33 protein-coding genes are annotated in these 22,266 nt (G+C 54.6%); 10 read left to right on the top strand and 23 right to left on the bottom strand.

The genetic code is table 11. The features are described from left to right. Window position 1: 1 nt before the first annotated feature. The 16 genes from JWZ98_RS11300 to JWZ98_RS11225 form a co-directional block, all read right to left on the bottom strand. A complete protein-coding gene (locus tag JWZ98_RS11300; protein ID WP_205454329.1) occupies window positions 2–502 on the bottom strand; it encodes a phage baseplate assembly protein in 501 nt (166 codons plus the stop codon). Next, on the bottom strand, window positions 483–1,532 hold the full coding sequence (locus JWZ98_RS11295; RefSeq protein WP_205454328.1) for a phage baseplate assembly protein: 1,050 nt from the start codon (window positions 1,530–1,532) through the stop codon (window positions 483–485). Before JWZ98_RS11295 ends, JWZ98_RS11300 begins: the two co-directional genes overlap by 20 nt. After that, window positions 1,525–2,691 (bottom strand): DNA circularization N-terminal domain-containing protein, encoded by a 1,167-nt coding sequence (locus JWZ98_RS11290; RefSeq protein ID WP_205454327.1) that lies wholly within the window; start codon window positions 2,689–2,691, stop codon window positions 1,525–1,527. Before JWZ98_RS11290 ends, JWZ98_RS11295 begins: the two co-directional genes overlap by 8 nt. Next, the gene (locus JWZ98_RS11285; RefSeq protein ID WP_205454326.1) at window positions 2,691–4,670 is read right to left on the bottom strand and encodes a phage tail tape measure protein; all 1,980 of its coding nucleotides are present in this window, start codon (window positions 4,668–4,670) and stop codon (window positions 2,691–2,693) included. Before JWZ98_RS11285 ends, JWZ98_RS11290 begins: the two co-directional genes overlap by 1 nt. A gap of 225 nt (window positions 4,671–4,895) precedes the next feature. After that, window positions 4,896–5,198, bottom strand: a complete 303-nt coding sequence (locus tag JWZ98_RS11280; protein ID WP_205454325.1) for a phage tail assembly protein — start codon at window positions 5,196–5,198, stop codon at window positions 4,896–4,898. A 26-nt stretch (window positions 5,199–5,224) separates the two neighbouring features. Beyond that, the gene (locus JWZ98_RS11275) at window positions 5,225–6,646 is read right to left on the bottom strand and encodes a hypothetical protein (RefSeq protein WP_205454324.1); all 1,422 of its coding nucleotides are present in this window, start codon (window positions 6,644–6,646) and stop codon (window positions 5,225–5,227) included. 8 nt (window positions 6,647–6,654) lie between these two features. Next, on the bottom strand, window positions 6,655–7,020 hold the full coding sequence (locus tag JWZ98_RS11270) for a phage tail tube protein (protein WP_205454323.1): 366 nt from the start codon (window positions 7,018–7,020) through the stop codon (window positions 6,655–6,657). A gap of 112 nt (window positions 7,021–7,132) precedes the next feature. Further along, window positions 7,133–8,596: a hypothetical protein gene (locus JWZ98_RS11265; protein WP_205454322.1), complete on the bottom strand. Its 1,464-nt coding sequence runs from the start codon at window positions 8,594–8,596 to the stop codon at window positions 7,133–7,135. Next, window positions 8,593–9,075, bottom strand: a complete 483-nt coding sequence (locus JWZ98_RS11260) for a hypothetical protein (RefSeq protein ID WP_205454321.1) — start codon at window positions 9,073–9,075, stop codon at window positions 8,593–8,595. Before JWZ98_RS11260 ends, JWZ98_RS11265 begins: the two co-directional genes overlap by 4 nt. Beyond that, on the bottom strand, window positions 9,075–9,578 hold the full coding sequence (locus tag JWZ98_RS11255; protein WP_205454320.1) for a phage protein Gp36 family protein: 504 nt from the start codon (window positions 9,576–9,578) through the stop codon (window positions 9,075–9,077). Before JWZ98_RS11255 ends, JWZ98_RS11260 begins: the two co-directional genes overlap by 1 nt. Beyond that, window positions 9,578–10,294 carry a hypothetical protein gene (locus JWZ98_RS11250; RefSeq protein WP_205454319.1) on the bottom strand — a complete coding sequence of 239 codons (717 nt, stop codon included), beginning with the start codon at window positions 10,292–10,294 and terminating at the stop codon, window positions 9,578–9,580. Before JWZ98_RS11250 ends, JWZ98_RS11255 begins: the two co-directional genes overlap by 1 nt. Window positions 10,295–10,329: 35 nt before the next feature. Further along, a complete protein-coding gene (locus tag JWZ98_RS11245) occupies window positions 10,330–10,977 on the bottom strand; it encodes a Mu-like prophage major head subunit gpT family protein (RefSeq protein WP_205454318.1) in 648 nt (215 codons plus the stop codon). 19 nt (window positions 10,978–10,996) lie between these two features. Beyond that, window positions 10,997–11,260, bottom strand: coding sequence for a phage protease (locus JWZ98_RS11240; protein ID WP_205454317.1), 264 nt, complete (start codon window positions 11,258–11,260; stop codon window positions 10,997–10,999). A gap of 227 nt (window positions 11,261–11,487) precedes the next feature. Continuing rightward, window positions 11,488–11,742 carry a DUF3850 domain-containing protein gene (locus JWZ98_RS11235; protein WP_205454316.1) on the bottom strand — a complete coding sequence of 85 codons (255 nt, stop codon included), beginning with the start codon at window positions 11,740–11,742 and terminating at the stop codon, window positions 11,488–11,490. Between the two features lie 150 nt (window positions 11,743–11,892). Further along, window positions 11,893–13,065 (bottom strand): hypothetical protein, encoded by a 1,173-nt coding sequence (locus JWZ98_RS11230; protein WP_205454315.1) that lies wholly within the window; start codon window positions 13,063–13,065, stop codon window positions 11,893–11,895. Next, the gene (locus JWZ98_RS11225; protein ID WP_205454314.1) at window positions 13,058–13,261 is read right to left on the bottom strand and encodes a hypothetical protein; all 204 of its coding nucleotides are present in this window, start codon (window positions 13,259–13,261) and stop codon (window positions 13,058–13,060) included. Before JWZ98_RS11225 ends, JWZ98_RS11230 begins: the two co-directional genes overlap by 8 nt. Before the next feature lie 82 nt (window positions 13,262–13,343). Between JWZ98_RS11225 and JWZ98_RS11220 the strand changes: the two genes are divergently transcribed. The 5 genes from JWZ98_RS11220 (at window position 13,344) to JWZ98_RS11200 (ending at window position 15,480) form a co-directional block, all read left to right on the top strand. Continuing rightward, window positions 13,344–13,796: a helix-turn-helix transcriptional regulator gene (locus tag JWZ98_RS11220; protein WP_205454313.1), complete on the top strand. Its 453-nt coding sequence runs from the start codon at window positions 13,344–13,346 to the stop codon at window positions 13,794–13,796. After that, window positions 13,793–14,059 (top strand): hypothetical protein, encoded by a 267-nt coding sequence (locus JWZ98_RS11215; RefSeq protein WP_205454312.1) that lies wholly within the window; start codon window positions 13,793–13,795, stop codon window positions 14,057–14,059. Before JWZ98_RS11220 ends, JWZ98_RS11215 begins: the two co-directional genes overlap by 4 nt. Continuing rightward, complete coding sequence (locus JWZ98_RS11210) at window positions 14,056–14,496, top strand: hypothetical protein (protein ID WP_205454311.1); 441 nt, start codon at window positions 14,056–14,058, stop codon at window positions 14,494–14,496. The genes JWZ98_RS11215 and JWZ98_RS11210 overlap by 4 nt, the downstream gene beginning before the upstream one ends. Window positions 14,497–14,543: 47 nt before the next feature. Next, window positions 14,544–14,885, top strand: a complete 342-nt coding sequence (locus JWZ98_RS11205) for a hypothetical protein (protein ID WP_205454310.1) — start codon at window positions 14,544–14,546, stop codon at window positions 14,883–14,885. A 106-nt stretch (window positions 14,886–14,991) separates the two neighbouring features. Continuing rightward, complete coding sequence (locus tag JWZ98_RS11200; protein ID WP_205454309.1) at window positions 14,992–15,480, top strand: hypothetical protein; 489 nt, start codon at window positions 14,992–14,994, stop codon at window positions 15,478–15,480. A gap of 103 nt (window positions 15,481–15,583) precedes the next feature. On the opposite strand, the gene JWZ98_RS11195 is transcribed toward JWZ98_RS11200, so the two are convergent. From JWZ98_RS11195 to JWZ98_RS11170, 7 genes are all read right to left on the bottom strand, one after another. Further along, window positions 15,584–15,751: a hypothetical protein gene (locus tag JWZ98_RS11195; RefSeq protein ID WP_205454308.1), complete on the bottom strand. Its 168-nt coding sequence runs from the start codon at window positions 15,749–15,751 to the stop codon at window positions 15,584–15,586. 21 nt (window positions 15,752–15,772) lie between these two features. Then, a complete protein-coding gene (locus JWZ98_RS11190) occupies window positions 15,773–16,174 on the bottom strand; it encodes a single-stranded DNA-binding protein (protein ID WP_205454307.1) in 402 nt (133 codons plus the stop codon). Continuing rightward, window positions 16,164–16,289, bottom strand: coding sequence for a hypothetical protein (locus tag JWZ98_RS23400; RefSeq protein WP_275899210.1), 126 nt, complete (start codon window positions 16,287–16,289; stop codon window positions 16,164–16,166). The genes JWZ98_RS11190 and JWZ98_RS23400 overlap by 11 nt, the downstream gene beginning before the upstream one ends. Continuing rightward, the gene (locus JWZ98_RS11185; RefSeq protein WP_205454306.1) at window positions 16,286–16,465 is read right to left on the bottom strand and encodes a hypothetical protein; all 180 of its coding nucleotides are present in this window, start codon (window positions 16,463–16,465) and stop codon (window positions 16,286–16,288) included. Before JWZ98_RS11185 ends, JWZ98_RS23400 begins: the two co-directional genes overlap by 4 nt. A 147-nt stretch (window positions 16,466–16,612) precedes the next feature. Next, window positions 16,613–17,311 carry a DUF2786 domain-containing protein gene (locus JWZ98_RS11180; RefSeq protein ID WP_205454305.1) on the bottom strand — a complete coding sequence of 233 codons (699 nt, stop codon included), beginning with the start codon at window positions 17,309–17,311 and terminating at the stop codon, window positions 16,613–16,615. Further along, window positions 17,308–17,574 carry a hypothetical protein gene (locus tag JWZ98_RS11175; RefSeq protein WP_205454304.1) on the bottom strand — a complete coding sequence of 89 codons (267 nt, stop codon included), beginning with the start codon at window positions 17,572–17,574 and terminating at the stop codon, window positions 17,308–17,310. The genes JWZ98_RS11180 and JWZ98_RS11175 overlap by 4 nt, the downstream gene beginning before the upstream one ends. A gap of 3 nt (window positions 17,575–17,577) precedes the next feature. Beyond that, window positions 17,578–18,213, bottom strand: coding sequence for a hypothetical protein (locus tag JWZ98_RS11170; protein WP_205454303.1), 636 nt, complete (start codon window positions 18,211–18,213; stop codon window positions 17,578–17,580). 181 nt (window positions 18,214–18,394) lie between these two features. Between JWZ98_RS11170 and JWZ98_RS11165 the strand changes: the two genes are divergently transcribed. Genes JWZ98_RS11165 through terL form a run of 5 tightly spaced genes read left to right on the top strand, consistent with a single transcriptional unit; the run spans window position 18,395 to window position 22,087 of the window. Further along, window positions 18,395–18,730: a hypothetical protein gene (locus JWZ98_RS11165; RefSeq protein ID WP_205454302.1), complete on the top strand. Its 336-nt coding sequence runs from the start codon at window positions 18,395–18,397 to the stop codon at window positions 18,728–18,730. Beyond that, window positions 18,727–19,056 (top strand): hypothetical protein, encoded by a 330-nt coding sequence (locus JWZ98_RS11160; protein WP_026600527.1) that lies wholly within the window; start codon window positions 18,727–18,729, stop codon window positions 19,054–19,056. The genes JWZ98_RS11165 and JWZ98_RS11160 overlap by 4 nt, the downstream gene beginning before the upstream one ends. A 12-nt stretch (window positions 19,057–19,068) precedes the next feature. After that, the gene (locus tag JWZ98_RS11155) at window positions 19,069–19,563 is read left to right on the top strand and encodes a DUF1804 family protein (protein WP_026600528.1); all 495 of its coding nucleotides are present in this window, start codon (window positions 19,069–19,071) and stop codon (window positions 19,561–19,563) included. A gap of 14 nt (window positions 19,564–19,577) precedes the next feature. After that, window positions 19,578–20,384: a hypothetical protein gene (locus JWZ98_RS11150; protein WP_205454301.1), complete on the top strand. Its 807-nt coding sequence runs from the start codon at window positions 19,578–19,580 to the stop codon at window positions 20,382–20,384. Window positions 20,385–20,386: 2 nt separating this feature from the next. Further along, a complete protein-coding gene (gene terL, locus JWZ98_RS11145) occupies window positions 20,387–22,087 on the top strand; it encodes a phage terminase large subunit (RefSeq protein ID WP_205454300.1) in 1,701 nt (566 codons plus the stop codon). The last annotated feature ends 179 nt before the right edge of the window (window positions 22,088–22,266 follow it).

Raw genomic sequence — 22,266 nt, 5'->3', positions numbered from 1 at the left:
ATCAATTCACCGCGCTAGTAGGAGTGCCGGGAGTACTGCTGTTATGGGTATGAGCGTCGCTGACGTCCTTGCCGTTGACATCCAGACCGCCGGTAATCGTCACCCCGTTACCAACCTCCAGAGCGCCGGCTATTTTGACGGTAGGGGTATTGTTGATAATCAAATCGTGCCCACCGCCCTCGATCACAATGCCATCGCGGCCCAGCTTGATGCTATGCCCCAACTCGTCGTCGTGAATAGCCACTTCGCCTTCCTGCAAATCCATTTGATAGCGCTTGTCGCCAATCAGAATGGCCACGCCATAACTGCGGTCGCCGCCGGGGAACAACAAATATGCTTGCGCACCGGGTTTTGGCCGATAACTAAAACCGTACATTTCCACCCTAGCCAAGTTATCCAACACCTCGCCATCCAGGACTTTAGCTTGAACCCGATCAGGCCCAATCAACGTCGCCACGCCATGCGCAAACAGCAACTGCAACCTAGCCCAAATCTGTTGCATAAATCACCTTATCCTGGGCTTTGTTAGCTTTATGTTTGGCGCCTTTCTTAGCCTTGCCGCCAGTCTTTTCTTCGCCGATAAACGCCTCGCGCTTCATCACGGTCAAGCGCGTCATGCTGCCGCGCTGGTCGTCCAAGGTAAACGCCCGCTCACCGATCAAATAGACGCCGTCGATCTCTTCATCCGGAATAATTACCCGCACCTGGGTGTTGATGTCCCACACGCCACCGGCATGGGTCCAACCGTATACGTCCAGATCGATGCGATGCGCGCGGGCTAGCCGGCGATTACGTTCCAACGTCGCCCGGCGGTCGCAGCCGCCGAGGCCTTGGCCGGTTTTGTCTGCCAGAATATGCAAGGGCCGGAAATAGCCGATACCGCCATCTTTTACCGCGCCTTTCAGCGCCTGGTCGCTCGCGTAGTCGTAACCTTTCACCAAGTAATCGCTAAAGCGCAGCTTATATTCGTCCACCACGGTAAAGCTCTCAACCTGCTCGCCGTACACGAGTGTGGCCACCGGCGCCGTCTCGGTCGGTTTGGTCAGCAATAAGCCGCCGTCCGGCGTCGGATACAACAACAGATTGGCGGCGCGGGCGGCATTGATCAGCGCGTTGCTCGGCGACTCGCATTGCATGGCAAAATCGGGCACTACGGCGGTGTCGGCGTCGATCTTTACAGGCACGTTAAACGTGCTGCAAAGCTGCTTCACAATATCGCCCAGCTTCAGGCCAGACAACGTTTTGGAATACTGGCAATCGATCAGCTCACGCCCCAATGAGCGGGCGTCAATCGCTATGCCGTGGCTGTTGGCATCCACATGCCGGTTAATCACATCCGGGCGGATCGTGGCGACGACAGTATCGGCAATCAACACCTCGATCACCGTATTGGCATCCACGCCCAAGCGCTCACCCGTGCCGGGACGGGTTACCGCCAGATTAACCGAGGCGGCCAGATCGTCAACCGAGGCGCTGATATGCACATTCTGCCAATAGGCATAGCGCTGGCCGTTGAAGCGGATCTCAACCATACACCCGCCCACGCACAAATAGCGGATGCCGCACACCGTTGCGCGCTAAAAACACATCCTCATCAATCTGTAGCCGATGCGCCAACACGGTAGATGGCAAATACCCGACCAAGTCGCGCACTTGCTGCGGCCGTAAGTCCTGCGCCATCACCGCTTCCACCAGCGCAGTGCGGGCTGTGACAGCCGCTTGAAACACCGCATCCGGCAAGGTGGGTAGCAAGGTATCGTAAGCCGTATCGATCGCCGTCAGCGCTGCCGTGCGGTCCGCTTCGGCCCGATAATCCACCAGCGCCACCCGCATTGCAGCGGCCAAAAACAAACGACTTTGCAAGGCGGCGTCGCGGGCCAGATTGCCGCGCACCGCGCTATCGGTCGCAGCCACGCCGCTAACATTGTTGTAAGCCGTATTGGCCGACAGCGAGACTAATCGGGCGACTAATCGGGGTCTGTCGGTATCGGCCAGACCGGCATCGTCGGCGCCCACACCAATGGCATTGGTTAAGCTCCGCAACGCATTGGCATAATTTCCGGGGATAGCAGCCAGCGTACCCAGATCGCCTTTGATGCCGGATACCAAGCCCAGCAGCTGGCTAGACCACGTCAATGGCAAGGTGGCAAAGCTGATCGCTTGCCGCACAAATTCCAGCTTGCCTTGCACTTGCGCCACAAACGCCGATAAGCCGCCGGCACTCATCGCCGACAAATCAAAATCGCCCACCGCCGCATCCGCAAAACCGTCAATGCTGCTGACGGCGATATCGACTTGATCGGGCGTCGCTTCCTGGGGTTGTTCGCCGCCCACTACCCAGCTTATCGACACCGTACAAAAGCCGTTGGCATCATTGCTATCCCGCCGCGACCAACTAACAGGCACCACCCAAATCCGGCCTAACCAGGGATGCAACAACCAATCAGCACCGGGTTGGTTCAACGCCTTTATCAGTTCAACCGCTTCCCGGTCGTAATCGTTGCCGATGAAATAGGCGTTCAGCTGAAAATCGCCAGCCTTGCCGCCCATGTCTTCCACCACCGGCTCTTCCGCGCCGGGAAATTCATGCACGGCTTTTCTGCGGCCGCCCTTGGCTTCATGGCTATCAGTCAAAAACTCAATGTCACGCCAGCGGGCATTGCTCCAGCGGTCGCGGTAGGATTCGGCCATCAGGGCGCTCCATTAAACAGGTTGCCGGTATTGCCCTTAGTGGTGACGCTGACCCGGTCCGACTTGGATTTTTGCTTAACCATAAAGCCGGGCGTGATGGATTCCACGGTTAAATGCACCTCGGATTTTTGACCGGGCTTATTAAAGTAATCAGCCAACGCGGTGCCGAGCGTGGCGTTTTTATCGCCGGTGCCCCATTGGGTTAATTTATCAATGCCGGGCCTCACTAACATATCACCCACCAGATAACCGCCTGCTCCAGCACCGGCCACGGCCAAGCCGGAACCGGCCGCCGCCAAAGCACCACCGCCAAACTTAGTGGCCAACTCGGCAAACCGGCCACCCTTGCCGCCGCCCAAGGTCACCGCCGATACGCCAGCGGCCACACCCAGCGCCACAATGGGCGGCGTGGCACCCACCACAGCCGTGCTTAACGCCGGATACTTTTGCGACAGATCCACAAAGATTTCCGCCGCTTTGCTAATCGTTGGAATCAACTGCTCCATCGCCGCTTTTTGCTTGATGGCCATTTCCTGCTCGGCATTGCGCATAGCGGCAGCGCCGGTGCCGGCCAGGGTTTGGTAGTTGACGTCGTTAGCGCCAAACTCGGTATTATTTTGGTTGATAAATGCGCCGACGCGATTGGTCAGGCCTTTATTACGCATGCCAAACAACGCACCGCGCGCCTGCATGTCTTGGAAGAACTTGCCAATCACGCCGCCTTCCGACAATTGCGAGATAGACTCGATGGCCGCTTGCTGATCGGCTTTATTGCCGGACTTTTCTAACTTGCGCAGCGCCGCTTTCATCTGCGGATCGCGCTCGGCAATCTTGTCGATCAAATTCAGCCAGGCGTCAATCGCATCGACACCCTTGATGCGCTGATCGATCAGGAACTTATTCAAATCGCCGCCGCCCGCCTTTTCAAAATCCTTGGCGGTATCACTCGAATTCAGCTTGGCTAACAAATTAATAACATTGCGACCAGCCTCATCAGTGCTACCCGCAGTCATAACCGCGGCCTGATTCATCGTCAGAATCTTTTGCAAGCCTGGGAGACCGACCAGCCCTGTCTTTTGCGATAGTTGAGCTGGCAAATACTTCGCCAGGTCCTTGATCTCGAACCCACCGGCCTGCCCAGAGGCCGTGACCATATTCAAGGCCCGCTTAAGCTCACCCTCGTTCGATGCGATGCCATTCGCAACTAAAGCGCTCGTCAAATTCGCGATGTCAATCGGTGCCGCGCCTGACCCATAGGCAGTGCGCATAATCGTCGGCAAAAAAGCCATTGCCTTATTTGTACTACCCAGCCCATCTTTACCAATTAACGCATCCAGCGCTTCTGCGGCCTGATCGCGCGTACCACCGCCGCCTTTCTTCAAATCGACTGACTGATTGATGACACCCTCAAGCTGCTTTGCGCCTATCAATCGCCCAGTAACGTCACGCTCTCGAAACGCCGTATTCGCCATGCTGGCCAGCCGCTCATCAAACGACATCGCCTGCATCACCGGCGCTTTTAATGCATACCCCGCCGCCGCGACGCCCGCACCCACGGCCACGCCCGTGCGTATCCGCCCTTGCGCCGTTTCAAAATCCTTTGCGGCCTTGGCAGCTGTTTGCTGCTCGGCGGTGAGCTTTCCCATTTCGTTGGTCAGCTTGGTGATTTTTTGCCGAGTCTTTTCAGCGGCGCGGGTGAGTTGGTCTTGGCTGAGTGTGCCGGATGCGGCCAGGCGCTTATAAGCGGCTTCTGTTTGTTGGATTTCGCGTTGGATTTTTTGCTCGGAACGCATGCCCAGGGTTTCGCGGGCCAGGGATAGCCGCTCGAAGGAGGTGCGTTGCTTGGAATTGGAGCGCTCGACAGCGCGTTCGGTTTGCTTGGTGACTCTATCGACGTGGGCGGTAAATTTGTCGAGACCGGCGCTTGCGCCTTTATCGACGAACTTTAGTCGTAATTCGGCCTCGGCGGCATTGGACATAAAAAAAACTCCGGTCACGGGATGTAACCGAAGTTTATAGAGGCGGGTGCACGGCAGTCAGGCTGGAAATGTTTCCAGAGACCACCGCGTCAGATTATCTTTATTATTCAAACGTCCTGCCATCCATCGCCGCCGCCACCTTGGCCCACATGAACAATTCGGCCAGCGGCAAGGCTTTGGCGATGGGTAGCGGTTGATTCAACACCTTGGTCACCAACGCCACGGCTATGACGATGCGTCCGACTTTTTTTCCAGGGCACTCTCCGCGTCGCCGGGCTTCGGAAACGCCTCCAGTTCATCCGCCAGCATCATGTCGGTGGCGATCTTCTCGGCCCGCAGATAATCCGGCCCGCGCAGCTGCTCGATTAATGATTCGTCGGTGCCGGTCAAACTAGCGATCAACGCTACCCGCTGCGCCACACCGCCGCGTTTGTCGTATGACAGGTAGTCGGCGGCGGTGGTGTAGTCGCGGAATTTGAGTTCGGTGATTTGGGTTTTGCCAAAGCTTATGGGGTTTAATAGTTTCATGATTTCAATTCTCCATTCTTTCTGCTTTATGCGCCGTAATAAAACTCCGGCCACGTCACATCATCTATCAACCCTTGTGATTTTTTTAACGCGACATACTCGTATATAGAACGAACAAGCTCCGTTGATTCAATTGACCCTGCAATATTTTGTGCACGGTGATTGAAATATACTATTGCAGCCCCTCTATCTATAGCGGTATCGATATTGCTCCGCAGTGCCGCTATAGTATTACCGGCCCAATTGCCGATTATTGGGGCTACCATAATATTAGGTGGATAGGCACCCGCGCCCAGTATCATATACCCCGGCGAGTTTGTCGCTTCCGTTGTTCTCGCGCCAACGATACCTAGCTCAGATGACATTCGATTGACAACAGTCATATCACCCGTGATGCCACCAGCGGCAAAATATTGACCCTGATTAAAGGTAAAAAACTTAGACCCCATCTCACCAATTGACCCTAGAAACGACTTGATAAAATCCTGAGCCTTTTTTGCATTAGCAATGCATTGATCAGCATTCATGCTATTGAACCCAATTGTGTTACGTGGTACGAACGCATTTCCTTCATCGGCCAGCTGAAATATTTGATTACTTGTCATCCGGCCGGGTACGTTTTGCTCGCCCTCAGTGACTGAAAATGTTGCTCTTAAATTCAATGCATTTAATAATTTACGATTGACATCCCATTGCTCGGTATACGTGCCGTCGGTCATAAGCAAAATCTTGGCTTTCGCTCTATTATTAATCCTAACTTTATCGATGGCTATTTTTGCATTGTTGGCTCCGCTTGCATTTAAAAACGAAATTCTAACGGCATTAATAGTTTGGTTTCCCCAATCGACAGTACCAGCGCCAACCCAATCAGATGAACCTACTGATATCAGATGCCAGCCGTTCTTTTTAAGATTTAACCCCCCTACATTACTGACGCCATATGAGTAGCTATAGTTATTGGCGAATGTTGCATCACCCATTGATAGCCTAATTATTATGGAATTGATTAATGTATAGTCGTAAACATAAACAGGCACAAGAAGTGACGGGGCGCCCCCAAGAGCCGCTCTAGCTGCGGCTAAATTATACGTGAGATTGATTGTTGCGCCCGATCCTCCAGAATTTACAACCTCGACAGTACTGGCAGAATCTTCATACCATTTTAAATTTACGTTATCAATCTTGGAACCAGCGGCTCCAGCGAGCGACATCCCTGCGGCGAGGACGGAACCAGTATCCAAGACCACCTCACCTAGAGACGTTTGATAAAAATCCCCCGCAGAAATATAATTGTTCCTCGTTCCATGAGCTAATAGACTCGAGCCCGTACAAAAAAATCTAATACCTCCAATTATGACAGGACCCCTGCCATATCCAGAAACTCCGCCATCATCATCAAACTCCTTTATCGTATTAAAATCCCACGCTTGCCGCTCTGCGTTACCCATATCGCCCCCTACGCAATCCGCTCAGATGTATTGCTCATGATGGTGATCTTGCTTTCACCATCCCCCCAGCCCGCCGGATCTCCAGACCTAAACGCTTGCGACATCATGTAAACCTGGCCGCTGGTTAGGCGGATCGTCACGTCCTCGTTTTTTATCGCGTTGATCGCGTCCAGATCCACGCCAGCCTGAATGTTGATATTCAGCTCAAGCACCGCCGGCTTATTGCCGGTCAAAAAACCGCCGTCTTGAGGCAGCCGACCGGGCTTGTGCTCGCGCGATTCGCCTGCCGGGGTAAACGTGCCCGGCTGGGCGCCCAGCGGCAGCTTGCCGATAGATGGCACCGAGACGGTGCGGATGTTATTTAATTCAGCCATGGTTTAAATCTCCCATAAAGTGCGTTTAACCTGTTTTTAAATCCCCCTTGGTCCCCCATTGTTAAAGGGGGAGATAACCCCCTCTTTGCCAAAGAGGGGCAGGGGGAGATTTTTAAACCCGCTTAACAAACTGCGCGCGGCCAGCCAATATTTTGAATGGCGACAACGGCACCGGCGTGTCCCTGAAATTAAATCGGGATGGGTTGTCCGGGTCTTGCTCGACATACAAATTAGCTTTGTAGTACACGTACTTTTGGCACCACCCATATTCGCGCACCAACACGTTTTGGTAATGGCTCAACAAAAGCGAGGTGACCGAGTCCACGGTGGTGATGCGCAGCCCAGGCTTATAGCCCTCGTTGGTTTCCGCTGCCGCTGTGCCGGTAAAAGCTTTTTTGGCAGTGGCGATTTGCGATTCCCTGATGCGTTCCATCACTTCGGGCGTGTTGATGTCCAGATAAGCGTCATCGGCACTGCTATCCGGCGCATACTGGTGCATCGTAATCAAGCTTTTGATGTAGCAGTTGCCGTCCGGCGCCACCCTCATCACCGACATACCCTTAAACAACAGGCTGTTCGCGGTTGGGAAATCGTCGAAATACGTCACGCCAATGGCGCCCGGCAAAGGTACATCTTCCAACGATCTGACCGGATTGGTATACAAAAACGGCCCCGCCGCTGCAGCCAAAATTGCAGACATCTCCCACGTCGGCGTGGGGTTAATCTCCAACGCCAGGTCGCATACGTGCTCGTAGTTTTTAGTCTCGCCAAACGTCATCGTTGCCGCCGCATCGCCACGATACGTGGTAAAGGCTCTAAATCCGCCCTGCACCGGCGGTTGGTAACGACGTTGGCTTTCTGCGTGCCAGGCAGCCAGCGTAGCGGCATCGTTAATGCCAAGCGCAATGTAGCGATAGCGGCGGTTGCTGCCCAGCAGCGTTGGCAGGTTACCGGGTGCCGGATCGCCAGAGCCGCCGGTCATCGCAGTAAGCGTCAAACCCAGGCCGGTCGGTTTGATTTCGCCGTATAAATTCAGGCGAATATCGATATTGTTGCCGCACGTGCCTATATGCCGAGCGGTTAGCGTGACAACGCTGGCCACTGCCGCTGCCGTGACCGGGATGTCCAAATCGGTAAACGCCGCTGCAATGGCGGTAGCGATTTGCGCGGTGGTCATGCCCGTGGTAATGCCCACATCAATCAACTTGCCGGCGACATATAAAGCAAGCGTACCGTTTGCGGTTGCCGCAGCGGTAACAGTAATGTTACCGGTCGCCGCCACGCCAGCCGGGTTATCGGCATACGGCAGCACGTAAACGTCAAAGTACTCATCCACCGCCCGGTAACGTGCGGCCATTTGCGCTAGCATGGAGCCGACGCCAAATTTTTGCTGGGCATCAAACACGGACGTGATGCGGACAATTTCGCCGGCTGGCGCCGTGCCGGCTGCCAGTTTTTGACCTACCAGCAGCACGGCGGGAATGTTATCGCCCAGGCTGGCCTGGCTGCCGTCGATTTCGATGTAAACGCCCGGATAGCGCAGCGAGGCGGGAATGTAATCAAATGCCATGCTCATAATGCAGGTGCTCCTATGTAATTCAGGCTGTCGTAGGGGCCTGGATCGGGTAAATAGTTGGTAATCAGGGCGTCGAACTCGTAGCGGTCACGCCAATAAATGTCGCCGTCGGTGTATTCCAGCACTTGGCCGCCGCTGAACTGGATAGGCCGTACATTGGTATCAATCTCCCAGCCGAGCAGCAGGGTTTTCACCGCTAGCCGGTATTGCAACAACACGTCGTCCGTCTCGCCGGGGCCATGTCTGCGAACATTCTCAATAGCAATCACGATGTCTATGCCCAGTGTCACGTTCTCGGCCCGCTCGCCGGCGTGGCTCACCTTGTCTGCGGCGCGTATTACCCAACAGGCCGGCAGTGGTAACGCCTCAGGACGCACTTGGGCAAACTCGGCCGCACCGGCCACTTGCCTAAACCAGGGCTGGGCAAAATCGGCGGGCTTGGGCGTCAGATGCGCAATCAAAGGTGTCAGCGAAATCATTACCAGTCCTCAATCACGGTAGACGATGACCCATAACGCCGCGCCGAGCTTTCGAACTGCACCAGGTCTTCCGAGACAACCGGATCACCGGGCAGCGTCGGCTCGGGCGGGATCAAATTCAAGGTGCCGTTGGCGTGGGCTTTCAGCGTGTCGATCACGCCTTGGTAGGCTTTCGCCACGTCGTCCGTCATGCGCTCCGCGCTTTGCAGGTAATACAGCGCCACGGTAGACGACAGCCGGGCCACCAGTGTGGTGTGCAGCGTGTCCGGCAGGCCGTAACTCAGCAATAATGCATCGGCATCGGTCAACGCTGTATCAATCGCATCCAGCGCCAAGGCCAGCGCGACTTGTTCATCAGCGGTGTAGCCGGTCAAGTCGCCACCGTCGATGGCAACCCGCAGCGCCGCTTCCGGCAGCATGGCTTTATCGGCCGGTACCGCCAGTTGCGCTACGCGGCGCGCATTGCTGCGGGCCAGTAGATCGGCGCGGGTGGCGAAGGGCATTAGCCGGCTACCGCTTGGGTTTTAACTTGGTTCCAGGCTTGGTCGCGTTCAGCGGCCAGCACTTTGAAACCGGCCAACGCAGACACAGCATCGATAACCGGCTTACCATCGCTTAACCAGTGCTCGGCGTTGTTGGGGTCGAGTTGTGCAATGGCCGCTTTGATCGTTTCGAGACGGGTATCAACACCCGCTTCAGCTACCGAGGCTTGCGTCGTTTTGGCAGCGGATAACTCGGCCCCGGCTTCATCCTGGATGGCCTGGGTTTCCTGTTGACTACCAGGAATTTTCCCTGCGTCAGCACCACTGGTGACTTCCGGCGCATCGGAGGTTGAATCGGATGGGTCATTAATAACCCCGTTAAGGCCAGAATCTTTAACATCGTTTATCTCCGTTGCCTGCCCATCAGCAGCGGACGCCGTGCCTACTTGCTCACTATCTCCTTGTGCGGCGTCCGCCGAGTTCTGCTGCGCTGTGCTCTCGGTGGGTTGTATGGGGTTGCCGCTGGCTTCCGGAGCGGCGGTTTGGACGGCGGCGGCCACCTCAACCAACACGGTCGGGGTTTCGCTCACTTCCAGATAGGGGTCTTCTTCCAGCGCGGCGCGGGTGGCGGCGTCGATGTCTTCCAGCTCTTTCCAGGTCTGGGTAAACTCAATCGCGCAACGGTGGCGCTTGCTGATTTGGCTGCGTGGATTAACGCGGACATAAACTTTGGGCATTTCAGTCTCCTAATGCGAGGCAATCAAATCGGCGCTTACGCTACCCAGGGGGTAACCAGCAGCTCGACCTTTTTGTAGTTGATGTTGTCTTCGCCGGTCGCGAGGGTACGTTTGGTCAGCAGATTTTCAGCGGCGACACGATTGGTTGGCCCGCAAACCAGCAGATTAGGCACCGTGCCCAGCTTGATACCGCCGTCGCCAGTTTGGGCCAGCATCCGGTCGTAAAGGGCCGCAAAGTTGGTGGCGTCCAGCGTGGCTTTACTGCCGTAGCAGCATTGCCAGAAACCATAAGCCGCCGCTCCGCGCCATCTGCCGCCAAAACTGAACACGTCGTTTTCGAAGACATTGGTAGACTGGTTGGCATTAGTTTGCGACTCCAGCGTAGCCGGGACGCGCTCTTGTAAGATCAATGCCGGCGCATTGGGCGCGAACAAATACCACGGCGCGCCGGCACCGGCTTGAATGTTCGAGGTGGCGGTAACCGCACCGGTACCGTCAGTGTTGGCATACACCGGGTGATCGGTATCGAAAAAGAACTGGTCGTCGTAACAGTTGGTAGACCAGCCAGCCAGCAAGGCCGAAAACATGATTTCATCCATCAGCCGAGAGGCTGCTTCGCCGTGACCATAAGCCACTGTGGCGTAATGACCGAAATCATCGTCTTCCACGTCTGTACGTTGCACATCAATAGTGGCCTCGTACTTATCGTTGGTGACGGTGGCCGTTATGCTCAGTGCGCAGGGATTGGTGTTCGTAGTCGATCAGCGTGTCGTTTGCACGGTCGCGCAAACGCAAGATGACATTGGCGGCAATGGACGCATCCAATTGCCAGGCTTCGCAGTCGTAGGGACGGCCATCGGTGGCGCGAAATGGACCGACCGGTAGCAGATGCGCTGTAGTGGGCGCAGCAGCATCGGCAGCAATTTCAAAAGCCAGAGCGACAACTTTGACGGCGGGTTTGGACATGACGACCTCAACAATTCAGTTGCGGTCAGTATCCGGATTTGGGCGGGTGTAAACGAGGCTGGAAATGTTTCCAGGGGGATGGTGTTAGTATTCGATTCGATACCGTCTGATAACGCAAACGGAACCGCGTTCAAAACCCGTTTAAAAACCCGTAGAAACGTTTAAAGACTTTTGGGATAGATAACGGTGGCGGGATATGGCGTTATGCGGCTTAGAGGGGCTGTATTTCAATTAGGCAGGTTGTCGATTATCGAAATCCCAAACACCACCCAATCCGTCTGCTGCGCAAAATTCAGTACGTAGGTGATCTTTGCCATAATTTCCCGGCCTGTCATCCTATCGTTGATTTGATCGTATTCGCAAAGTATCACGGTGTCGCCCTTTTGAAATCCTCGATCGCGATTATTGCGTATTTCAAAGAGCTTTTCATAACGCGCGGTTGCCTCAAAAAATGCGGGAAACGTTTTTAGGTGATGAATCATTGTCGATCTCCGTTAATAAAACAAAGCCCCGTAACATGGGGCCAATCGGCCGATTCGCCAGCGGGAGGTAAAGCGCCGGGTCGACTGCGGGTGTTTTTTGTCTTAGCTCACCGCCCGCTGGAGCCGTTGCCGCCGAGCGGCTTGTTTGGGTCAATCGAATAAATCCACCTGCATGCCGGTGTCGGCCTGGCGGCGGATATTGGTAATCTGCCGGCTGCTCAAATTGAACTGCCGGGCTTGACGGGCAATACTCTCGCGATGCGCGTTGTTGATGATCGCGGCGTTGCGGTGGATATTCAGCAACTTGTCGGGCTTGGGACACCAAAACCGGCGATTGCTGTCCAGGTGCGGTTCTAACAGATGTGCCAGCCGGGCCAACTCGTCATCACTCAAACCGAGTGCCGGCGATTTGTGGATAATGCTGGCCCGCTTGACGGTCAGCACCACCGCTTGCCGCTTCATCTCCAGCAAGTCGGCATGCGGTGGCAGCGGCGATAGTTCGCCCCAAACCTGCTGTCGCGTGACGTGCTTGTTCTCCGGATGCTGGCGTTGCACGTAGCGGTCTATCCAGGCGTTAAACGCGTCGGCAAACTCCATCAGGGTGGGCGCTTGCATCTGGCCGGCTTTAACGGCCTTGATGGTTTGCGGCAGAAACATGTAGTCGCGGTTGTCGCGCTGCTTTAGCTTGGCGATGACTGCGTCGCGGTTTTCCACCTCGGCATTCAGGTTTTGATTGCGCCGTTCTGCGGTTTTTAACAAGTCGCGCAGTTGGTCGTAGGTCATGGTTTCCGCTTCGTCGAGGACGTCGGTACCGTTCTCGGCGACGCGGTCAATCACTTCTTGCGGCATCTTGGCGAGTAGCAGGGCTTGTTTCTTGCCGATAGCCAACATCTTGCCGCGCTGATTCTCGGGTAGTCTGGCGTAGTATTTGGCTAACCGGATGCACTCGTAAACACGCTGCTGCGGAAGTCCGGCTTTATCGATCCACTCTTTAAAATTCTCGACTCCGCCGGGCGGAGTCGTATTTTTTAGCGACTCCTGCGCTGCCCAAAACGCGACACCGGCTTTGCAGGCCTGCACCAAGCTTTTGTTTAAAGCATCAACACCTGCGGTTATAAACTCTTCGGCAGACATCGCGACCAAACCAAAATCAGCCAAGCAGGTTTGCAACTGCGCGGTATCGCCGCCGTTAAGCAGCGGCACTAAATCGCTATCAAACGCACTGCCGTCAATCACTTCGGAAACGGTAGGCAATTGGATACCCTTATCCAGCTCTGGCAAGGGTGACGAACCAATGCCCAAATCTATCTCTTGTTCAGACATTGCTGGTCTCCTCGATTAGCTTGTTCAATTTCTCGGCAATCTCACGACCCTGGCCAAAGTGGGCGCGGCTGGTGCCGCGAATGACGTTTGAGGCATTTCGGTAGCCGTAGCCCTCTGCTTTGGCCCATTTTTTGAGGTTTGTCCCACGTTTCCATAACGCGTGGATCGCCTTGTCTCTATCGACTGCTGCTGTCATGTGATAAGCTCCTGTTGTGTAATTCAGTTGCGTACATTGTGGTACTCGTTTGAGTACTTGTCAACATTTATTTGGTATCCGTATGAGTACTATTGGTAATAGATTGAAAGAAGAACGCAAGCGCCTGAAATTAAGCCAGCCGGCCTTTGGCGAATTGGGCGGCGTACAGAAGCAAGCGCAGCTGAAATACGAGAAAGACGAGCGCTCGCCAGACTCTGATTACCTGGCCGGCATCGCCCGTGCTGGCGTGGACATTGTTTATGTATTGACGGGCTTACAAACGGGTAGCAGCGCCAGCAATCCGCGCGAAGCAGCGCTGCTGGATAACTTCAGACACAGCGGTCCGGAGGTACAGGTGGGTGTGAGCAAGCTGCTGGCAGAAACGGGTAGAGCCTTGGAGCGAGCCAACGCTATATCAGAAAGCGTGACGGCGATGGACATGCCGCCCTCGTATACAACGGTGGATAATGGTTTGATCGTCGGCGTGCATTCCAATGCGGTGCATCATGAACAGGCCGGCGAGGAAAGCGAGTGAGCAGCCAGGTCAACGGGATGATTGCCTATTTTGGCCTGGAAGATTGGTGGCTAACGGAGTTTGAAGAAGCGGAACGGCAGCATATTGAAAAAAACGGTTTCGGCGATGCGTCACTAACCCAAGGCAAGATCACGGCGACCAGCCAAACCGCGCCTGGCTTGATTCGTGCGATGGCGAGCTTTTGGCAGCCAACGGCAGAGGATGTGATACTAATTGAGCGACTGAATATAAAGGCTAAACAATTAACTGGAGAAACGGAATGAATCAACCAAGCACATTACCAAGCATGGTACCTACTGACATTCTTGAAGACCTGAAGAAATACAACAGCCACGTAGATAATATGCTGTGCCTGGAATGCGGTTACCAAGGCAAGATGGGGGTAAAAAAAAGCGGACTTCAGCCGTTCAGCGCGGCATTTTTGGCCTTGATTTTTACAGCTGTTATGGGTGCAACCGGTTATTTAGGGATTATCTGGCTGTCTGCGCTATTCGGCTTTTTCTGGGTGTTCATCATGCAAATGTCAGCGCAACCGACATTGTCATGTCCACATTGCCATGCTGAGGTCGATAAACAAGGGAAATTAAAGCCAAGCAGGTCAAAGACTAATAAAAATCTTAAATGGCACGAAATATTGATAGGGCTGGCGATAGGCGTTATTAGCATCGTACTTCTAGCCGCTAATGATATTTCCACATGAAGCACTGTGAATACTCTGCTAATCAACACTGACTTTTCACTAGAGCCATGAATTCCCAATTAAATGAACAATATAATCAAAGGCTGGATGAATTTAGAGAGTCTGATATTAGATTTTTAATATTACAGATACTCAGCGAGCAACTTACCTATACCGCAAATCAAGAGTTGCTGTTATTTGCATTACGTGAATTTGGTAATGCCATTAGCCACGAACGGCTTTATGCCGAACTATTGTGGCTCGAAAAAGAGGCTGAGGTATTATCCTGCAAGACTTTTAAAGAAATGCGCGTTGCAAAATTGAACGCCGCCGGTCTTGATGTGGCTAACGGGACAAAACTTCTTTCTGGCATAAGAAAGCCAATGCCTTTTGAAATCGTCAGCCCGTAGGGTGGGCACGGTTTTTGTGCCCACGCGACATTAACGGCCCAACCGCGTGGGCATTGGCATGCCCACCCTACGAAATACGAGACAACAACGTTAAGAAGGAACCTTGATGAAATCAACACTTGTAATTATCGCGACGTTTGTCGCAGCCATGATGAATACTGCGGACGCAAGCCAAGTGCGCAGTCAAGCCGCAATAAGCCAGTTTAAACAATCCAATCCTTGTCCCGCTAATGGCAGTGCCAAAGGCCCATGCCCTGGTTATGTGATTGACCATATCGAGCCGCTAGCCTGCGGCGGATTGGATCAACCATCAAATATGCAGTGGCAAACTACTGAAGACAGCAAGGCCAAGGATAAATGGGAGCGCGCAGATTGCGGCAGCCTGATGGCTGTGAGGGGACGGAGGTCGTCTGGTGGCAGCTACAGCAAACGGCGTTATTCAACTGGCCGAAGCAGATCGTCCGGCAGCGGCTCTGGCGGTGGCGTAGCCTCGACACCAAGCAACGGCAATTACCATATTGGCCCGCGTGGCGGCTGCTATACATTTAGCGGCAGCGGCAAAAAACAATACGTTGATCATTCTTACTGCAGTTGACGTGTGATAAAAAACCGGGGACTCTTTGCCGATCTTAAGCACGGCCAGGTCTATTCCCCTTGCGGGTCTTGTATTACCCTATCCCCGGTGTATCTAGTTTAGTTCAATCTTTAATTCCAACACCCAACCCGCCCGCCACGGCGGATGCCACCGACAGCAGTTGGTTGACGTCATGAGTGCCCCAGCTGTAATAAATGCCAATGATGCCGGCGATTAGCCAGACAACGCCGCGTTTGGTGGAGTTTTGGCTCCAGTCTATGCCTAGTTCCATGGTGTGCTCCTAAGGTACGTTTTAAAAGGGAATTTCATCGTCAAAATCATCCGCCGCAGTCGGCGGGATGTTAGGGTTTTGCGCCGGGCTGTCTTTTTTGCCGGACAGCATTTTCATATCGTTGGCGATAATCTCGGTGGTGTAGCGCTCCTGGTTGTCGTGGCCTTGCCATTTGCGGGTCTTCAAACGGCCTTCGACGTAGATTTGCGCGCCTTTTGCCAGATATTGTTTGGCGATATCGGCCAGGCCGCTGAAGAACACCACGCGGTGCCACTCGGTTTCTTCCTTGCGTTCTTGGGTGTTGCGGTCTTTCCAGCGCCGGGTGGTCGCCAGGTTGATAGTGGCTGTAGCCGTGCCGTCCGGCAGGTAGCGCACGTCCGGATCACCGCCCAGGCGGCCAATCAATTGGACTTTATTGAGCATGCAACCTCCCGGCCACTACCCTGCATCCTTCGCCGGCCAGCATGGCGACGCATATCAGCAAGGCCACCACGGCGGCGCTGCCGGTAAATAGCGGTCTATCAAAAAAGGCTTTCATCGATACTCCTTGGGTGGTGGGTTATCGCCCTTGGGCAGCCGCAACATGTTGCGCCAGACCCGGTTAAAGAAGCGCGGATCGGCGGTGACATCCTGCCAACGCGTGCCGCCGCGACCTTCGTAATACGCTTTGATGCGCTGGTAGTTGCTATCGACACGGGCTTGCCAGTTATTCATTGCCTGTTGGCATGCTTGGCGAATGACCACCCGGTAAAGCCACCCAAACCGTCACGCACGGAATCAGGTTGATGCAGAGCCGCTTGTTATATGGCGACCAGTGCGCGCCGATCCAAAATGAGGCTAAACGGAACAAGATGCCGACTTTCACAAACTTGCCCCCAACAACACCCCACGTTTGCTTTGCACCGGCTTATGCAACGACACATCCTCAGCCGCTCGAAAGCCGGCGGCTTGGGCTTGCCAGTCGTTGTTCTGCTTAGGCTTAGCGGCGGCGCGTGGGTCGGCTTCCAGGCGGTCGCCGTATCGGTTGCCTTTGTAGGCTTCGATGGCGGCCTGTTCTTGTTCGTTGCCAGCAAAGGCGTTGACTTGGCGGGCTATGCGACTGACCCAGGCCTGGCAGAACAAATCGGCCTTGCGGATGCGGTTGGCGCGTTTGTAGCGTTTGAGCGTGGCGCTGTAAGCGGCGCGGTCCTTGCCGACCTGCCGCCGCAATACCTCGTAGGTATACGCTGCCAGCTCGGGCTTTAAACCCAAGCCAAAGAATTTGACGGCGGTGTTGATATGAACAAAGCCCAGCTCGCAGACGGTGCCGCAACCGAACGCCTGGGCGATGATCACCGACAGGCGGCCCAGGTATATGGGCATTTTGTACGGCGCGCCGGTATCGATAGCCTCTTCATGCACTTCCGCCGCGGCCACATCACCGCTGGTGAGGTTGTATTTCTTCATCAGTGCTTCAGCTTGGCGGCGAGCGGCTTCGGCTTCCGCCGGGTTGTCGCTGCCGGCAAGGGCCAGGCACTTGCCGATTTTGGCGGCGATTTTTTTAAGTTCGTCGGGGCTCATGTCGATTGACCGTCGCTAAAGTGCTTGGCTAGGCTTTCTTTTATTTCCCCAACGACCACCATCGCTTTTTGTTCGTCGATACTGGCGAATGCGGCTTCGGCTTTCTCCCAGGCATCGTCGGTGTCATCTTTGAAGATCAACGCCGAGGAGCAGATACCCAGACCGGCGGGTTTGAAATAGAACCGCACCTCCGGCCCTTCGTCGCCTTCATCCAGCTTCACTAACACTTGGTGGTCATCGGGTCCGTAGAGTTTTGCAAACATGGCTTACCCCGGCTTGTGATCTTTAAAGCGGGTGGTCACGGTAAATTTGCAGCGCCCGTCTATCTCACCGAAGAGTGACCAGCCCCAAAACAGATTCAAGTAGCGCTTGCCCCAGGGGATGTACGCTCTCACCATCCAATAGCCATCCGGGCGCACCCATAGCCAATGCTCGTTCTGTATCGCCAGGTTGAACAGCGCCCACACTTCGTCGTTTTTGCAGCCCAATATCCAGTGATTAAACCAATTGAAGCCGTTGCGGCGCGCCCAGTCAGTTCGGTTTTCGTCGCTCAGCGGGTCCGATCCGGGCGGGATGTGTTTGGTCTGCCAGCCTTCATCACCGGTCAGCGGGTTGTCGATGGTCATAAACCAAAACAGCCAGGGTTGCAGGCCCAGTTTGTTCTCGGTACTGAACCATTTCACCGCTACCCAGGCCAGCCAGGGCCTAACCATTACCACCAAAAACACGTGTATCGGCAGATAGAGCAGCCATTGGATGATGCGGATGGGTATCCATAGGTTAATCAATTCCCGCGTTCGGCAAAATTGCCACAGCCTGCCGACCACGGGTAATACCGTGAATACCGCCAGCAGGAATAGCCCCGCCGCGCGAGTGATTAAATACGCTAGTGCCTTTTTCATGAGCATGTCCTATCGGGTTGGTGTGGCGTCGCACTCTACGCCTGGCACCCCAAACCGGCAGCGCTGGAAACGTTTCCAGCCTAAGCAAGCCGCGCGCGCGCGCGTAAGCTCCAACCTGCAAACACTTTACTGCCCGTTATGGAGATGGCGCTATGCAGCAAACTACTAACCAGGAGGCCACATGACTCGAAAACAGATTTTCTTTTTAGCCGAGCGCATTAAGCGCGGCTACCGGGCGATACGAGCCGCAGCGACTATTCACTCCGCATTGACTATCGAGCATTCGGCATTGGCAAGGTCATTTATCAGCGAAACCGCGATAACGCATCGCTTTGACGAGGCCGTCAATCAAAAGTTGGAAGACATGTACCGTGAAAATCAATGTGCGGTTCGCGAGTTTTGGTTAATGCACGACTCCGTAGTGGATCTGCATGAACAGCTGTTGGATGCAATGAATAGCGGCATATCCCACCGTGAATTCCTCAGATTTGTGCGTTGGATTGAGGAGGCCGCATGAGTGATCCAAACGATACCGCCGTCGCCCAAGCACTCGGGCAGTTGACCGGCGAGCTGCGGGTGATGCATCAAAGCTTGATGGTGCAGATTGAAGTGATCCGCAAAGATTTGCACCGAATAGAAGATGCCTCCAAAGAGCAGATGAACGCCATGGAGAGCCGACTAATGAAGCACATCGATACCATGGGCGGGCGCGTTGCCGCGCTGGAAGCGGAAGACAAACGCCAAGCCGTAGACATTGCCAAAAGCGGCGCGGTGGGTGGTGCGATCAGCGGCTTAATTACCGCTGCGGCGATTGAGTTAATCAAACGCCAGATTCACTGGTAACCAGGGGAACCCATGGCACACACGCCGGAAACCCGAGCCAACGTCCGCCGCATGTACGTTGAAGGCATGGCGCTGACGGCTGCGGCTGCATGCGGCAATGTCAGCTACGACACGGCGCGCGAATGGAAACGGCTGGCAAAAGAACGCGGCGACGATTGGGACACGGCGCGGGCGGCGTACCGAATCAGCGAGCAAGGCATTGACGAGCTGAACAAAAACATGATTGAGGATTTTGCCCGGCTGGTGTTGACCACAACCCGCGAGCTGGACAATTCGCCGATTCCGGCTCATGAAAAAGCCGGTGTGCTGTCGCAGCTGGCTGACGCGCATGCCAAATTCGCCAAGGCGTTTTCGCGCATCAATCCGCAGTTTAGCGGCTTGTCGGTAGCGCTGGACACCTTGAAAACCGTGGTCGATTTGCTGCAAAAGCGCGACCCGCAAGCGTTGCGGGCCTTGCAGCCGCACATTGATGAGATTGGGGCGGTGTTGGGGAAGCGGTATGGCTGATTTGGAGTACTGCAATGCTTAAAATTCTATCACTCGGCGCCGGCGTCCAATCTTCAACACTGGCACTAATGGCTGAGAATGGTGAAATTGAAAAGCCGGATTATGCGATTTTTGCCGATACCCAATCGGAACCTGAGCACGTCTATACCTGGCTAAATTGGCTGGAATCTCAACTATCGTTCCCAGTAATCCGCGTAACTGCGGGCAGTCTACGTCAAGAGCTATTGGATGCGTGCGACGGAATTCGCGGCGCATGGGGCAGGCCGGCTTTTTTTGTAAAAAATGCGGATGGCAGCGTCGGCATGACCCGTCGGCAATGCACCCAGGATTACAAACTCGATCCTATTATGCGTCAAGTTCGTGAGTTGGCCGGGGTAAAGCCGAAATCGCGCGGACCGATAGAGCCAATTGTTCAGCAAATAATCGGTATTTCGTTTGACGAAGCGCATCGGATGAAGCCCGCGCGGTTTCGCTGGATACGCAACAGCTATCCGCTTGTTGACCGGAGAATACATCGGCTGCAATGCGTCGAATGGATGCACAAACACGGATTTCCTACCCCACCGAAATCGGCGTGCACATTCTGCCCGTACCACAGCGACGCGATGTGGCGAGATATTAAGCATAACGATCCGGGCTCATGGAATGACATTGTCTATTTGGATGAGCGCATTCGAAATGGTCAACACCTGCTTTTAAAAGGCACGCCATATCTACATCGATCATGCCAACCCATCGACCTAGTCGATTTTAGCTGCGCTACAGATTATGGACAGGCCGATTTATTCGGCAATGAGTGCGAGGGGATGTGCGGCCTATGAGCATGCCTGAATCCCTAGACATCCAAGAAGTCCGCAACTGGCGCGAGTTCGAGAAAGAGCTGGCGGTACTTGGCGAGCAGATCCGCCAGCAGATCGAGCTGGAGTGCGAGGCGTTTGCGACCGATCCTGAGGCGAGTAAGGAACGGCGCGAGCGTGCCTGGCACGATTACGGCTATTTCTGCAAAACCTATTTCCCGCACTACGTACCGACGCCGTATTTCAGCGCCTTTCACCAGTTTATCTTTGAGCGTTTCCCGGCCTGCATCGATAGCAAAGTAGACGCCCGCGAAGTACATCAAGCGCCGCGCGGCGAGGCTAAATCCACCTACGAAACCCAGCTGGGTTCGCTGTGGTGCATCGTCACCGGCCGCAAGCACATGATCGGCATCATCATGAACACCGAGGAACAGGCGGCGGAGATGCTGGAAAGCATCAAAGCGGAGCTGGATACCAATCCGCGGTTGATAATGGACTTTCCGGACGCTTGCGGTCGCGGTCGAGTGTGGCAAGCCACTACGGCCATCACCGCCAACAACATCAAGATTCGCATTGGCGGTACCGGCAAGAAAATCCGGGGCATGAAGCACGGCCCGCACCGGCCGGACCTGATCTTCCTGGACGACTTGGAAAACGACGAGAACGTCAAAGACAAAGGCCAGCGCGACAAGGTGCAGAAGTACGTGTTGAGCGCGGTGCTGGGCTTGGCCGGACCGGGCGGCGGTATGGATGTGTTTTGGGTGGGTACCAGTTTGCATTACGACGCGGCGATCAATCGCGTCAGCCGGGCGCCGGGATGGCGGCGGAAAGTGTTTCGGTCGATTCTGATATGGCCGGACCGGATGGATATGTGGGAGCACTGGGAATCGATCTATACAAAGCCTGTAGTCGATGAAACGCTCGAAGACAAAGATCAAATCGAGGCCGATGCGCGTTTATTTTATGAGGCTAACAAAGCTGAGATGGATGCGGGTGCTGAAGTAAGTTGGCCGGATGTGCGACCGCTGTACCGCTTGATGTGCATGCGGGCGATCAATCACGACGCATTTGCTCAAGAACAGCAAAACGAGGCCGGTAACGATGAAAATGCGCCGTTCAAAGATATTCAGTTCTGGGTCAATCGGCTATCTGATTGGGTGTTTTTCGGTGCGATTGACCCGTCGCTAGGCAAAAAGGGCACGGTCAAAGGCGACCCGTCTGCCATTTTGGTGGGCGGTTTGGATCGTAAAAAGATGGTGCTGGACGTGGTGGAAGCCGATATCGCCCGCCGCGTACCGGATTTGATCATCAGCAGGGCCATCGATCTTCAGGCGGAGTACGCCTGTTTGGCATGGGCCGTGGAAACGGTGCAGTTCCAGGCGTTTTTGCATAGCGAGTTGATCAAGCGCGCGGCGCTGTTGGGAATTGCATTTCCAGCCATTCCGGTAGTGCCGCATACCGATAAAGACCTGCGCATCATTGGCTTGCAGCCTTACGTTAACAACGAGCAGATTCGGTTGCACCGCAGCCAGTCCACGCTGATCGAGCAATTGAAGTTCTGGCCGGAAGCGGACCACGACGACGGCCCGGACGCATTGGAAATGCTGTGGCAAATCGCCAAACAGTTTGGCGGTGAATTTAAATATACCTCGGCGGGCGGTGGACGCGGCAACCGCCGATCTACCAGCCGCCGCAGTGCTGATGATGAGGATTGGGATGATGATTAGGCCGTTAAATGAGGCAACGCTTGAAGACCTTAACAAGTCAACGCGCGAATGGACTATACAAGCAGCTCGCGGTGAATGCGTGTGGGTATGTGCTGACTGCGGATGCAGTTTTCAAGATGGCATGCCGGATGAGTGTGCATATAAAAACCAACGATGCACGGACATCATCACACGGGATA

This window comes from Methylomonas sp. EFPC1 (genome assembly GCF_016925515.1).
GTDB classification, from domain to species: domain Bacteria; phylum Pseudomonadota; class Gammaproteobacteria; order Methylococcales; family Methylomonadaceae; genus Methylomonas; species Methylomonas defluvii.
This window is presented reverse-complemented; position numbering and strand designations above follow the sequence as displayed.

What these genes read in the sequence shown, in the direction of transcription:
- JWZ98_RS11300 (WP_205454329.1), bottom strand. Translation starts at nt 502, where the DNA reads ATGCAACAGATTTGGGCTAGGTTGCAGTTGCTGTTTGCGCATGGCGTG.
- JWZ98_RS11295 (WP_205454328.1), bottom strand. Translation starts at nt 1,532, where the DNA reads ATGGTTGAGATCCGCTTCAACGGCCAGCGCTATGCCTATTGGCAGAAT.
- JWZ98_RS11290 (WP_205454327.1), bottom strand. Translation starts at nt 2,691, where the DNA reads ATGGCCGAATCCTACCGCGACCGCTGGAGCAATGCCCGCTGGCGTGAC.
- JWZ98_RS11285 (WP_205454326.1), bottom strand. Translation starts at nt 4,670, where the DNA reads ATGTCCAATGCCGCCGAGGCCGAATTACGACTAAAGTTCGTCGATAAA.
- JWZ98_RS11280 (WP_205454325.1), bottom strand. Translation starts at nt 5,198, where the DNA reads ATGAAACTATTAAACCCCATAAGCTTTGGCAAAACCCAAATCACCGAA.
- JWZ98_RS11275 (WP_205454324.1), bottom strand. Translation starts at nt 6,646, where the DNA reads ATGGGTAACGCAGAGCGGCAAGCGTGGGATTTTAATACGATAAAGGAG.
- JWZ98_RS11270 (WP_205454323.1), bottom strand. Translation starts at nt 7,020, where the DNA reads ATGGCTGAATTAAATAACATCCGCACCGTCTCGGTGCCATCTATCGGC.
- JWZ98_RS11265 (WP_205454322.1), bottom strand. Translation starts at nt 8,596, where the DNA reads ATGAGCATGGCATTTGATTACATTCCCGCCTCGCTGCGCTATCCGGGC.
- JWZ98_RS11260 (WP_205454321.1), bottom strand. Translation starts at nt 9,075, where the DNA reads ATGATTTCGCTGACACCTTTGATTGCGCATCTGACGCCCAAGCCCGCC.
- JWZ98_RS11255 (WP_205454320.1), bottom strand. Translation starts at nt 9,578, where the DNA reads ATGCCCTTCGCCACCCGCGCCGATCTACTGGCCCGCAGCAATGCGCGC.
- JWZ98_RS11250 (WP_205454319.1), bottom strand. Translation starts at nt 10,294, where the DNA reads ATGCCCAAAGTTTATGTCCGCGTTAATCCACGCAGCCAAATCAGCAAG.
- JWZ98_RS11240 (WP_205454317.1), bottom strand. Translation starts at nt 11,260, where the DNA reads ATGTCCAAACCCGCCGTCAAAGTTGTCGCTCTGGCTTTTGAAATTGCT.
- JWZ98_RS11235 (WP_205454316.1), bottom strand. Translation starts at nt 11,742, where the DNA reads ATGATTCATCACCTAAAAACGTTTCCCGCATTTTTTGAGGCAACCGCG.
- JWZ98_RS11230 (WP_205454315.1), bottom strand. Translation starts at nt 13,065, where the DNA reads ATGTCTGAACAAGAGATAGATTTGGGCATTGGTTCGTCACCCTTGCCA.
- JWZ98_RS11225 (WP_205454314.1), bottom strand. Translation starts at nt 13,261, where the DNA reads ATGACAGCAGCAGTCGATAGAGACAAGGCGATCCACGCGTTATGGAAA.
- JWZ98_RS11220 (WP_205454313.1), top strand. Translation starts at nt 13,344, where the DNA reads ATGAGTACTATTGGTAATAGATTGAAAGAAGAACGCAAGCGCCTGAAA.
- JWZ98_RS11210 (WP_205454311.1), top strand. Translation starts at nt 14,056, where the DNA reads ATGAATCAACCAAGCACATTACCAAGCATGGTACCTACTGACATTCTT.
- JWZ98_RS11205 (WP_205454310.1), top strand. Translation starts at nt 14,544, where the DNA reads ATGAATTCCCAATTAAATGAACAATATAATCAAAGGCTGGATGAATTT.
- JWZ98_RS11200 (WP_205454309.1), top strand. Translation starts at nt 14,992, where the DNA reads ATGAAATCAACACTTGTAATTATCGCGACGTTTGTCGCAGCCATGATG.
- JWZ98_RS11195 (WP_205454308.1), bottom strand. Translation starts at nt 15,751, where the DNA reads ATGGAACTAGGCATAGACTGGAGCCAAAACTCCACCAAACGCGGCGTT.
- JWZ98_RS11190 (WP_205454307.1), bottom strand. Translation starts at nt 16,174, where the DNA reads ATGCTCAATAAAGTCCAATTGATTGGCCGCCTGGGCGGTGATCCGGAC.
- JWZ98_RS23400 (WP_275899210.1), bottom strand. Translation starts at nt 16,289, where the DNA reads ATGAAAGCCTTTTTTGATAGACCGCTATTTACCGGCAGCGCCGCCGTG.
- JWZ98_RS11185 (WP_205454306.1), bottom strand. Translation starts at nt 16,465, where the DNA reads ATGAATAACTGGCAAGCCCGTGTCGATAGCAACTACCAGCGCATCAAA.
- JWZ98_RS11180 (WP_205454305.1), bottom strand. Translation starts at nt 17,311, where the DNA reads ATGAGCCCCGACGAACTTAAAAAAATCGCCGCCAAAATCGGCAAGTGC.
- JWZ98_RS11175 (WP_205454304.1), bottom strand. Translation starts at nt 17,574, where the DNA reads ATGTTTGCAAAACTCTACGGACCCGATGACCACCAAGTGTTAGTGAAG.
- JWZ98_RS11170 (WP_205454303.1), bottom strand. Translation starts at nt 18,213, where the DNA reads ATGAAAAAGGCACTAGCGTATTTAATCACTCGCGCGGCGGGGCTATTC.
- JWZ98_RS11165 (WP_205454302.1), top strand. Translation starts at nt 18,395, where the DNA reads ATGACTCGAAAACAGATTTTCTTTTTAGCCGAGCGCATTAAGCGCGGC.
- JWZ98_RS11160 (WP_026600527.1), top strand. Translation starts at nt 18,727, where the DNA reads ATGAGTGATCCAAACGATACCGCCGTCGCCCAAGCACTCGGGCAGTTG.
- JWZ98_RS11155 (WP_026600528.1), top strand. Translation starts at nt 19,069, where the DNA reads ATGGCACACACGCCGGAAACCCGAGCCAACGTCCGCCGCATGTACGTT.
- JWZ98_RS11150 (WP_205454301.1), top strand. Translation starts at nt 19,578, where the DNA reads ATGCTTAAAATTCTATCACTCGGCGCCGGCGTCCAATCTTCAACACTG.
- terL (WP_205454300.1), top strand. Translation starts at nt 20,387, where the DNA reads ATGCCTGAATCCCTAGACATCCAAGAAGTCCGCAACTGGCGCGAGTTC.